Below are 12,578 nucleotides of genomic sequence, written 5' to 3' on the forward strand. Positions count from 1 at the left end.
TTAACTTTTCTCTATCTTGTTTATTAATATTTCTTTGTACTGATTATAAACCTCTCCATCTTTCTTAAATGCAAAACAAGAGTTTGTAAATTTCTTTTCTATCGATTTGGCTTCCTCTAAAGAAATAGTATTGGCTTCGCCGCCAGTTTTCTCTTTCCAAAGTGTTTGATAAGCAATTGTTCCTGCATAAGCCAATAAATCAGTAATATGCCTGCATCCTTTTTCACCGCCCATTGCCTTAATAACTTTCCTATTAAAGCCTGAAATTAAATATTCACCTTTTAAATTTTGGCAATTTTGTACAGCTTGCGGGCAAATATTGTATGGGGATGCATTTATTACTGCCTCTATATCGATAATTTTCCTGTCATCATCTAGAGTTAATCTAACAGCCATGTCATGAAGTGGCTCTCCAGCACTTATATAGCCTCTATGCATATTTTCAAATGAATAGGTTTTACTATCAACTAGGAAAACCTCAACGTCCCAAAGCCCATCATCTCTTTTATAGCCCTTTCCTTCGATGACTCTATTATGTTTTAAATCTCGCTTTGCTGGCCTAGATAGCATTTATTTATTATCCTTTTAAAATTCGACTTTTCGATTTAGCGTATTGCTTTTCTAATTCTAACACTAAATCTTCAACACTTGGAACGTTGGAGATAGAACCAACTCCCTGCCCTGCTGAAAAAATATCACGCCACCTTTTAGCAGTAACCTTACTGATATCAAAATCTACTTTAAGTTTTTGCTTTATTAGGGGCATTATCATTTTCTTTAAATCACCCAATGTTTGCTTAATTCCTCCTTCATTAGGAGAAATTCCAGCATTTTTTAGTGATTGCTCAAGCCAGTTGCCATTAACACCAGTAATTTTATTAGACTTAATAATATCACTTGCTGAGGCATTAAGTATCATCTCTTTATACTCCTCAGTGGCATCACTTTCTTTAGTAGCAATAAAGCGAGTTCCCATATAAGCCATATCAGCACCCATAGCCTGGATTGCCAAGATTGAATCGCCTGAGCTGATACTTCCACCGACAATGATCATGCCATCAAAGATCTCTCTCACCTCAGACACAAAAGCAAATGGTGACAATTCACCAGTATGCCCGCCTGCACCATTACAAACCAATATTAATCCGTCAACTCCAGCATCGATTGCTTTTTTTGAGTGGTATAAATTAATGACATCTGAAAAAACTAACCCACCATATTTGTGGACTTTTTCAACAACCTCTTTGGGGTTACCCAGTGAAGTAATTACAATTGGTGGCTGATGCTTAAGAATTAAATCTAGGTCATCATTGCTCCGAGCATACATTTTACTAACAATAAGATTAACCGCCCAAGGAAGTGCTTCTTTGCCTGAACCTAAAGCTTGAGTTATTTCAGAAAAAGTTTGATCCAGTGCTTCTAATGTTCGACAATTAGCTGACGGAAATGACCCAACAATTCCTGCCTTTGATGATGCAATAACAAGTCTTGCATTGGATACAATGAACATTGGTGACTGAATGATTGGTAGTCTTAGCTTACTGATAAAATTTTGTGTTTTCATCTAATTTCTTATATTTTTAAGTATGCCTGCAGCGCCCATACCAGTTCCAATACACATTGTGACCATACCATAATCAATATTTTCTCTTTGCATAGCTGATACTAGAGTAGCAATCCTTATAGCACCTGTAGCCCCTAAGGGATGACCTAGGGCAATTGCGCCACCAAGTGGGTTGACTTTTTTAGGATCAAGGCCCAACTCTTGAATTACAGCTAATGATTGCGCAGCAAAAGCCTCATTGAGCTCAATCCAGCCAATATCATCCTGACTTAATCCTGTTGATTTTAAAACTTTAGGAATTGCTTTGACTGGCCCAATTCCCATAATTTCTGCAGGAACACCTGCAACTGAAAAGCCCATGAACTCAGCTTTTGGTGTTAGATTGTATTTTTCAACAGCCTCTTCGCTAGCAACAAGAACTGCAGCAGCAGCATCAGACATTTGTGAGCTATTTCCTGCAGTAACTGAACCATCCTGAGCAAATACAGTTCTTAATTTAGCCAAAACTTCAAGACTTGTATCTTCTCTTGGACCTTCATCCATAGATACAACATTAGAACGAGTCGTGTATTCATTGGAAGTAGTTGAGTATCCATTTTCAACAGTTGTTATCGGTGATATTTCATTTGAAAATGAACCATTACTATTTGCAAGAATAGCTTTTTGGTGACTTTCAAATGCAAATTCATCTTGAGCTTCTCTTGATATTTTATATTTTTGTACTACTTTTTCTGCTGTTAATCCCATTCCATAGGCTATAGAAATATTTTCATCTGATAAAATTTTAGGATTCATAGAAGGTTTGAAGCCAGTCATAGGAACGCTGCTCATACTCTCCACGCCAGCTGCTATCACTAAATCAGCTGAGCCCGATTTTATTAAGTCAGCGGCATTGGATACCGACTGAAGTCCTGATGAGCAGAACCTATTTAAAGTGTACGCAGGCGTTGAATCTGGCAGGCCAGCAAGTAATGTTGCAATGCGAGCAATGTTTAGCCCTTGTGGGCCCTCTGGCATTGCACAGCCAACAATAATGTCATCAATATTTTTATTAATTTCTTCACTAGCATCCGATGCTTTTAATACACTTTGTATTGCATGAATTAATAAGTCATCTGCTCTAGTTTTAGACAATAAACCCCTTACTTTTCCAACTGGAGTCCTTTTTGCATCAATAATATAAGCTTTTCTCATAATGTTCTCCAGTTAATTTCGAAGTGGCTTGCTATTTCTTAGCATAAACTCAATTCTTTCTTGCGTTTTCTGAGTGCCTAAAAGTTCGATAAAATACTTCCTCTCAAGATCTAATAGCATTTGCGAATTCACTGTTGTATTTTCTTCAACTTCAGAGCCAGTCATTACTTTCGCCAAAGAGGTTATACAATACTTATCATGATCTGACATAAAGTGCCCTTCATAAAGGTTGGCAATTTGCGCCATAATGTTCGCATACCCAGCTTTTCCAACTACTTTAAATGTTGAATCTAAAGGAGATTTAAATCCAGATTCTAGTAATGCCATTGCTTGTTGCTTTGCAACATAAAGTAACTCGTTTGGATTAGCAATAATTACATCATCATTTTTTAAATAGCCCATTTCTTTTGCCTCTAAAGCACTTGCTGAAACTTTTGCCATGGCAATTTGCTCAAAATGCTTAGAAAGCAAAGGAAATATATCATCTGTTTCTTTATTAAGAAATGCCCTTAAAGCCATTTCCTTACTTCCACAGCCCGCTGGTAAGGCGCCAATACCAACTTCTACAAGGCCAATATAAGAATTCATTGAGGCTACTACTTTGTTGCAATGTAATAAAAGCTCACAGCCTCCACCAAGTGCAAGTCCATCAACTGCAGCTACTGTTACTATTTTGCCATGCTTTAAGCGCATCAATAATTCTTGCAGCATAGCTACTGTTTTTTTAATGGAATAAAGCTTACCAAGCTTAGGAAGCCCTGGATTCATAACTTCAAACGCCTTCTTTTTAGCTTTAGAGGCAACTCCTGGATCTTTTTCTAGTAGGCCTAGTTTAATAGCAGAAATTATTTCATATAGATTGGCTCCAGCACAAAAATGCTCTTGCTCCTGCTTAAAAATTAAAGCATGAAAACCATTTTCTTCAAGATAATCAAGGCACTTTGGTAGCTCAATTAAAACGTTTGAACTTAAAACATTCATTTTTGTTTTAAAAGAAACGCTAGCAATACCATCACCAATATCGAGTAACTTAGTTGCCTCGCCCTCGAGCAAAATATTTTGGTTATATTGCTTTTCACCCTGCAAAAGAGATTTATGTATATGCCTTTCATAAACTGGATGAGATGATCTTGGAATATATTGATTCTTATTTGGATCAAAAGCTCCATCATCAGAATAAACAAAATCTTTATCCATAGCCCAATTTGGAAGGGGCTCTTGAGAAAGAGTTTTACCACCACTAATATCAATATTCAAGGCCTCTCTAACCTTAATCCAGCCAGTAAGCTGGACTTGCTCGAAGATGCCTTTCTGCCAAGCAAAGCCTGACTTTAATGCAAGATCAACACACCTTACTGTTTCAGCCACATGCTCTAAATGGAAAGAGGCGTAGTGAAAAACATCACGATGTACTGACCATAAAAATTGTGCTTGTGGATCGTCAGATTTGGAAAGCTCTAATAATGAGTTCTCAATATTCCCATTATCTTTGAGTATTTTCTTGACCGTTGAACTAATAGTTTTATCTGAGAGTCTATATTCTCCAGTAGCTGGATCATAAACATTTATATTCTTTCCTACTTTCTCATATATACCTTTTTTAGTCTTACTTCCTAATGACCCTTTTTCAATTAAATGATCAATCCAATCAGGCAATTTAAATAATTCAACCCATGGATCATCCTTGGCATTTTCATAAATATTTTTTACAACATTTGACATCACATCAAGACCAACAACATCTAGAGTTCTGAATGTAGCACTAGCCGGCCTTCCAACCCTCTTGCCAGTTAGTGCATCAACTGTATCAGCAGATAAAGAGAAATTTTCAGCATGCTTTAATACAGCCAAAAAAGAAAAAACGCCTATTCTGTTAGCAATAAAAGCAGGACTATCTTTCGCATAAACAACTTCCTTTCCCAATGCCGAGGTAATAAATCCTTCAGCTATATGAAGTAACTTTTCATCACTAAATGAAGTTCGTATTAATTCAACAAGTGGTAAATATCTAGGTGGATTAAAAAAGTGAACTCCAAAAATTCTACTTCTCAAACTTTCAGGTGAGTGCTCAGCAATTTTTTGAATTGATAACCCAGAAGTATTTGTTACGAGCACTGCATGATCATTTACATAAGGAGCTATTTTCAAGAAAAGTTGTTTTTTGATATCAATATTTTCGACAATTGACTCTATTATGAAATCACATTTTGACAGGGTATCTAGATTTTCATAAGTTGAGGTCTTAATTAAGCTCGCTATTGAGGGGCTTGCAAATGGCGTAGGTTTCAATTTTTTCATCATAGCGAGCGATTTCAATAGCGCCTCTTTACTTGTATCAAACATAACTACATCAAACCCTAAGTTTGCGAAGTGAGCAGCTATTTGCCCACCCATGGTTCCCGAGCCAAGAACGGCAATCTTGCTAAAGGATTTATCAAAATATTGTTTCATAGTTTTCCTATATATTTAATTCTATAAATTTTCAAAATCATCCACTTTTAGTGCTTCAAGAAGAGTGTCATTCCATCTAAGCCAATTTTCTTTATCTTTAGTGGTTAAAGTTTTATTATCAACAAGCCCTTGCAGCCAAAACTCTAAGGTAATACTTGGCTGATACTTGTATCCTGCTTTTTTGGCTTTGTCTCTGAGCACTTTTAATTTAATCCCAGCCTCATACCCCTGAAATAAAATATAGAAAGGGTGGCCAGGTTTTTCTCTTAAGTTGGAGCAAATACATGTAGATAAGTTGTCAATCAACCAGTCAATATCAGTAATAGAATTTGAAGTAGCAATGATTAATTTGTCATTAATTTTATCGCTAGTGACTGAAAAAGGAAAAAGGAAAAATCTTATTATTGTCTTAACGACTCTATTCACTGGCATACTTTCTATATTTTCTCGCATCGCAAAATCAGCCTCTTTAACTAAAGTAAGAACTGATAATTTAAGAATACTTTCAATATTATCGTCATTTTGAAATTTCTCCTCATAAAGCTTTATGCATGAACTTATTTCATACATTGCAGAAATTGCATCGGCAAATCGGCCAGAAACCATCTCTTTTCTTTTTAAAGAGCCACCTAACAATAAAGAGGCAATATCGGTTAAGACGGCAAACTTTGCAGATAAAACTGATAAGCTTCTGTAGTAAGGCTTTGTCGTTTTATTACCATAAGGTTTTGCCAATCTGCCTCTAGTCCAAGCATAGACAATTGCTCTAGCAATGTTATTAATAAAACTTCCAACATGAGTTACTAGAGCTTTATCAAAATTCTTAATTGCATTCTTCCCGTCATCATGAAGCGCTGTTAATTCATCTAATAATGTTTTGTGACACCTAACAAGTCCCTGTCCAAAAATCATTAAGCTTCTAGTTAGAATATTTGCGCCTTCAACAGTAATCGCAACTGGAGCACCAGAATAGACATTTGAAACATAATTTCTTTTGCCTTGCATTACTCCTCTTCCACCATGAACATCCATTGCATCTATTGAAGAATTTTGCAATAACTGAGTGTTTCTATATTTCACTATTGCTGAAATAATCGATGGTCGATGTCCAGCATCAAGCGCCCAAGTAGAAAGGTTAATGTTTGCAGTTGCTCGAAATGCATTTGTCGCAAGATTCGATAATTTCTCTTGGATTCCCTCCATTTTCGAAATTGGAATTCCAAACTGCTCACGAGTTTGTGCATAGGTACTCGTAGTTAAAAGCATAGCCTGAGTGGCAGATGCCCCAGTTACAGGCAATGATATTCCTCTACCAACACTTAGGCACTCCATAAGCATTCTCCACCCATGGCCAATCATTTTTTCACCACCAATTACCCAGTCCATTGGTATAAAAACATCTTTACCATAAATAGGGCCATTTTGAAATGGCTCACCAATTGGACGATGGCGTGTTCCTATACTTAAGCCCTCAGTTTTTCGTGGAATAAGTGCGCACGTAATTCCTAAATCATTTTTCTTATAAAGAGGGTGATCAGCTGGTAGTAAATTATCAGGGTCATATGCCTTAAAAGCCAAACCTATAACTGTAGCAATAGGTGCAAGGGTTATATAGCGCTTTTCCCAATTTAACCTTAGACCCAATACTTTATTACCTTCGTGCTCACCATAACATACTATCCCATTATCGACCAGAGAGCCTGCATCAGAACCAGCAACTGTAGACGTTAGTCCAAAGCATGGTACTTCTTTTCCTTTGGCTAAACGTGGCAAGTAATGTTGTTTTTGCTCTTCGGTCCCATACTTTAATAACAGCTCACCAGGTCCTAAAGAATTTGGAACCATAACCGAAATTCCCAAAAATTGTGAAGCCGATGAAAGCCTTCCTACAATTATGGCATGCGCGAAATGAGAAAAACCGAGTCCATTAAATTCTTTTGGAATAATCAAGCCCAAGAATCCCTTATCAAATATATACTGCCATACCTCTTTAGGCAAATCTTCACTGGAAACAATTTCGTAAGAATCGACCATACCACAAAGGGTTTCAACCTCATTATCAACAAAACTTTGCTCCTCATCGGTCAAATCAGTTGCCTCAAGCTCTGAAAGCTTCTTCCAATCAGGATTACCTTGAAATAACTCAGCATCCCACCAAACACTTCCTGCTTCAAGTGCAATACTTTCCGTTAACCCAATTGGAGGAAGGGATTTACGCATTGACTTATAAAGCGGTTTAGTAAATAGCAATAATCTAACACTTGGAACTATTAGTACACCTAAAGCTAAAAGAAAAAGAAGTAAAAGTTGAGCGCCAAAATGCTCGGCAATTACAGCGCCTGGATATGTCAAACCCACTGCAATTAGCCACAATTGCCATGGCTTAATTTGAAACCTCACTAAAGCTACTAGTATTAATACAATAGAAAGAAAGAAAGAAAGAAGTGAATATTGAAATATAGTTTCGAGCATAGCAATTAATCCTTATTTAAAGCGTTGTCGTAAATAAATTATTAAAATAACAATTGAATAACTAGTATAGTTATAAAAAATAAATGTAAGTTATCATAATATAATAAAATATTAACATTTTATAATGCTTTATTTTCTAAAGATTGTGACTTTTATCTTAATTTTATGTTGAATTAGTATGAATACAAATAGTGCAGTTTGGCGATCAATTCTAAGATTACAACAAATTTACCCAGAAAAAGTAAATGAAATTTGTATCAGAATTGGACTATCAAAAAATATGCTATTAAATCCAAATTTATCACTACCAATTGATATTTTTTTAAACTTTTTTATCGCGGCCGAATCAGTTTTTAATGATGAGCTAATCTCAATAAATTATGCTCGATTAGCTCAAATAAGGCCTAACTATGCTGAAGCGTTTGGATTGATGTTTGTATATTCTAGGCACTTAAAAGAGGGCTTTAAGCTATTGCAAACTTATATAAATATTGAATTAGAAGGCATTAATTTTGTAATTAGGGAAGATCTCAATGAAGTTAAAGTGCTATTTATTGCAAACCCAAAGATTCAGCATTCATCTATTTATGAGAATCTATGCCTTTCCATACTTGCTGCCTTTATTAGGTCTAAAAGATTCCCAATTAGATGCATTAATACAAAGATTCATACCTCTGGAGGAGCCATAAAAGAAAAATCAGTTTTTAGTTGCCCAATTAACTCTCAAAGTACAGAAACATCAATTGTAATTAGCAAAAAAAATTATTTAAAAAAGAATACTCTCTCAAACACGAAGCTTGTTGATTACTTAAAGTCAATTGCGCAAGAAAAAATCGATAAAAAGGTTAGTAAGGTTAATCTTATTGAAAATATTGAAGTACTGATGAATAATTATGTAAATTATTATAGTAATATCAATATTCAAGAAATTTCAGATCAGCTTGGTGTCAGTACTATCCAGCTTCGCTATCAATTATCAAAAGAAAACACAACGTTTCGAAAGGTTCTAAATAACTTCAAGCTCAAAAAAGCCAAAAATATGCTTCACAAAGGTCTTTCGGTTAAAGTAATTTCATATCAACTTGGCTACTCAGATCCCTCTTCATTTATTCGTTGGTTTATTGGCCAGACTAAATTAACGCCAACAACATTTAAAACAACTAATAAAGATTAAAGCGCTAAGAGATTGGCATTACCGCCAGATGCCGTTGTATCTTCTGTAATGACACGCTCATTAACTAATTGCCATGTCTCGTAAAGAGAACTCATAACTGGGGTAATCGCTGAGCGCTGATTAACTATTAACTTTTCCACTGACATCAAATTACCAAAAAATAATATTACTTTATACGATTCACTTTTCATCAACTTCAGGCTTGGTCCGTTAACCAATCTAAATATACTCTCTTTACCAAAGCCAAGCGTAATCAGAGAGTTATATTCATCTTCTTTAATAAGACTAACAACGCTATTTCCTAATACAAGAGCTAGTAAAGTCTGCTTAAGTGCATCAATAGCAGTTGGACCAAGGCATAATGCTGTTCCTTTTGGTTTATATCTAATACTATTTGATTCACCAGTTGGCCCAGGCAAGGAAACCTTAGTTGCGTGTTTAGCTATTTCATCATGCAGAAAGTCAAAGAAATCACTTTCAATGAATGAAAACTGGTTTTTCATTTTAGGTATCAAATCTTCATTTATTAGGATGTTCGGCAAAATCAAATTATTAACTTGTGCATTCCCATAAAGTTTAAGTTCATGATCGGTTGTCTTAGTTGAGGCTATGCTCTGGCTGTATCCATGAAGTGAACTTGGCCCTCCTGCTTTAGGGCCAGTTCCCGACAAGCCCTCTCCTCCAAAAGGTTGAGATCCAACAACAGCACCAATTTGATTTCGATTCACATAGATATTCCCAGCATTAACTCTGGACGTAATTTCCTCAACTTGCTTGTCAATTCTGGAATGTATACCAAACGTTAATCCAAAGCCTTTTGCATTTAATTGATCAATCATATACTCCAAATCATCACTTTTGTATGAAATAACATGAAGGATTGGACCAAAAAACTCTTCATTGATTTCATCAATTGATTTAAGATTAATAATTGTTGGAGTTACATAATAGCCAGTCTTAAGATCACATTGAATATCTTTAATTATTTGATTTCTTTTTCTAGATTTTTCAATATAGCTTTGAAGTTTTACTTGTGCTTCACGATTTATAACTGGACCGCAATCGGTAGAGAGGTGTTTAGGATTTCCAATACGGAGCTCCATCATTGCGCCCTGAATCATCTTTAGGGTTTCATCAAAGCACTCTTCCTGAATCATTAGTATCCTAAGCGCAGAACAACGTTGCCCTGCACTTTTAAATGCTCCATCAATGACATCTCTTGTTACCTGTTCGCATAAAGCGGTTGAGTCTACTACCATTGCATTTAGGCCGCCAGTTTCAGCAATAACCCTTGCCCCTGGATTTCCATTTTTAATTAGGTTGTGTTTGATTTGTTTTGCTACAGCTGATGAGCCTGTAAAGGCTACACCAGAAATTATTGAACTGTTAGTTAGGTAAGAGCCAACATCTGAACCCTTTCCTAAGCAAAGCTGAAATACTCCTAAAGGAATTCCGGCCTCAATTAATAACTCACTTGCTCTATAGGCTATTAAAGAGGTACTCTCAGCAGGCTTAGCAATTACAACATTTCCAGCAGCAAGCGCAGCAGCGACCTGGCCTGTAAAAATTGCCAAAGGAAAGTTCCACGGGCTAATACAAACAAAAACTCCCATGGCTTGTCTTTTATTAGGAATTATATTATGTGCTAAGTTGGAATAATAACGTAAAAAATCAACCGCCTCTCTAACCTCATCAATGGCATCTTGATAAGTCTTTCCAGCCTCTCGCATTGCAAGGGCCATCAATTCAAATTGGTTTTCTTCATAGAGTACAGCGGCTCTATTTAAACTCTCAAGAATTCTATCTGGGTCATGAGAATTTAAATTAAATGCATTTTGTGCAGTTATTAAGCAACGATCTAACTGTAATTGATTTGCATAAAGCAAACTCCCCACAATATCAGAAGTATCAGATGGATTTTTTACTTCTTCTTGATTAGAGTCCTCTAGGGCTATCCCAGAAATCATTGATTTTGCTTGCCACTTTTTCTTTAACCAAGGTTCTTGAGATTGAAATAGTAAATCAACTTCATTCTGCTCAGTCAGCATAATACTTGATGAGTTTTGTCGGATATCTTTAAAAATGTCTTTTGGAAGTGGGATTTCTGAATGAGAGTTATTAGTATCTTTTTCAACTTCAGAAAAAACATCTATTGCTAAGCTTTCTGGCTTAATGTTCTCATCAAATAAATGATTAATAAAGGAACTATTGGCTCCATTCTCTAACAATCGTCTCATTAGATAAGCCAACAACTCCTTATGACTTCCAATTGGTGCGTATACCCTTGAAAGGACATTATATTTATTTTTTATATGGATATGAAGAGACTCGCCCATACCATGAAGTCTTTGTACCTCAAATCCAACATTATCTCCAGCAATTTCGCAAACGCTGACTAATGAATGTGCATTATGACTAGCAAATTGGGGATAGATAAAATTCCTCATCAAAAGTAGTTTTTGAGCGCACACTAAGAATGAATAGTCAGTATTTATTTTTTTTGTAAAAACTGGATAATCAACTTCTCCCATAACTTGGGCTTTCTTAATTTCACTATCCCAATATGCCCCTTTGACTAGCCTTACCATTATCTTTAAATCATATTTTTTGCAGCTTTGGTGAAGCCAATCAATTACATATGGTGAACGCTTTTGATAAGCCTGAACTACCACTCCAAATCCTTGCCATGAGGTATTTGAAATCGAATCCATAATTCGATCAATAACGTCCAATGAGAGGTCTAAGCGCTCAGCCTCTTCGGCGTCAATATTAATTCCTATATTATATTTTTGAGCAATATTTACGAGCTCAATTATCCGAGGTAGTAATTCAGAGAGAACTCTCTCTCTGTGCATAAAGTCATATTTAGGATGAAGCGCAGAAAGTTTTACCGATATTCCATCAGCCTCAAATACATTTTTTGATTGCCTATGCTTTCCAATTTCTATTAATGCATTCTTGTAAGATAAAAAATACTTGTCAGCATCTGCCATAGTCCAAGCAGCTTCTCCAAGCATGTCAAATGAATACAAACCATTTTTAGCCTTACTTGATTTAATTGCAATTTTAATATTTTCAGCAAAGACAAACTGCTTGGCAAAAAATTGCATCACATTGTTTGCACTAAACCGAATACCGGGCCTCGATAGAATCTCTAACGCTTTTTTTATTCTATTTTTAATCTCTTTATTACTTCCATGTGCAATCATCCTATCTGCAATACTAAGAGCAATAGTTGCAATATTAACCATAGATGATTTACTGCCACCGATATGCCTGGTCCAACCCTTTCTAGCAACTTTATCAATAAATAATTTATCCCTTGTTTTATTATCTGGGACTCGAAGAAAAGCCTCAACAAGAGTCATTAATGAAAGTCCTTCATCACTTGTTAAATTATATTCAGAGATGAACAATGACAATAGATCTGGTTGATTTGAAGCTCTTAAATCTCTGATAAGATTTGAGGTCTTTTTCTGAAAATCTATTCTTTGATATACGTCTGTTTTTTCAGACAGCTTAAGTTGATCTAAGGCCTCTGCCTCTGACATTACTCTTGCATCTCTCATTTTTTTTCGAGAAGATGTGTAATCTATGTCAAATACTTTAGAAGTGTATTGATCCTGCATTCTATAAGAAATATTTTAAAATATTAATTTTAATTTATATTAAATAGTCATAATAACTATAATTTATTAATAAACATATAATTAGACTTATATA

At 35.5% G+C, this 12,578-nt stretch carries 7 protein-coding genes; 1 reads left to right on the forward strand and 6 read right to left on the reverse strand.

Annotated elements, in window-relative coordinates; all coding sequences use genetic code 11:
- From ABXT69_RS07395 to ABXT69_RS07415, 5 genes are read right to left on the reverse strand one after another with little or no spacing between them, the layout of a single operon-like run.
- Entirely contained in the window at positions 1 to 570 is a 570-nt protein-coding gene (locus tag ABXT69_RS07395) for a DUF2889 domain-containing protein (protein ID WP_416677709.1), read from the reverse strand.
- Between the two features lie 7 nt (positions 571 to 577).
- Positions 578 to 1,564 carry an NAD(P)H-dependent flavin oxidoreductase gene (locus ABXT69_RS07400; RefSeq protein ID WP_416677710.1) on the reverse strand — a complete coding sequence of 329 codons (987 nt, stop codon included), beginning with the start codon at positions 1,562 to 1,564 and terminating at the stop codon, positions 578 to 580.
- A complete protein-coding gene (locus ABXT69_RS07405) occupies positions 1,565 to 2,758 on the reverse strand; it encodes an acetyl-CoA C-acyltransferase (protein WP_416677711.1) in 1,194 nt (397 codons plus the stop codon).
- A 12-nt stretch (positions 2,759 to 2,770) separates the two neighbouring features.
- Positions 2,771 to 5,209: a 3-hydroxyacyl-CoA dehydrogenase/enoyl-CoA hydratase family protein gene (locus ABXT69_RS07410; protein WP_416677712.1), complete on the reverse strand. Its 2,439-nt coding sequence runs from the start codon at positions 5,207 to 5,209 to the stop codon at positions 2,771 to 2,773.
- A 21-nt stretch (positions 5,210 to 5,230) separates the two neighbouring features.
- A complete protein-coding gene (locus ABXT69_RS07415) occupies positions 5,231 to 7,681 on the reverse strand; it encodes an acyl-CoA dehydrogenase (RefSeq protein WP_416677713.1) in 2,451 nt (816 codons plus the stop codon).
- A 178-nt stretch (positions 7,682 to 7,859) separates the two neighbouring features.
- Here ABXT69_RS07415 and ABXT69_RS07420 point away from each other — a divergent pair, with 178 nt between their 5' ends.
- On the forward strand, positions 7,860 to 8,855 hold the full coding sequence (locus ABXT69_RS07420) for a helix-turn-helix domain-containing protein (RefSeq protein ID WP_416677714.1): 996 nt from the start codon (positions 7,860 to 7,862) through the stop codon (positions 8,853 to 8,855).
- On the opposite strand, the gene putA is transcribed toward ABXT69_RS07420, so the two are convergent.
- The gene (gene putA, locus ABXT69_RS07425) at positions 8,852 to 12,484 is read right to left on the reverse strand and encodes a bifunctional proline dehydrogenase/L-glutamate gamma-semialdehyde dehydrogenase PutA (protein ID WP_416677716.1); all 3,633 of its coding nucleotides are present in this window, start codon (positions 12,482 to 12,484) and stop codon (positions 8,852 to 8,854) included. The two genes, ABXT69_RS07420 and putA, sit on opposite strands and share 4 nt — an antisense overlap.
- Positions 12,485 to 12,578: the final 94 nt, after the last annotated feature.

It is taken from the genome of Candidatus Pseudothioglobus sp. Uisw_016, from assembly GCF_048087635.1.
Lineage (GTDB): Bacteria > Pseudomonadota > Gammaproteobacteria > PS1 > Pseudothioglobaceae > Pseudothioglobus.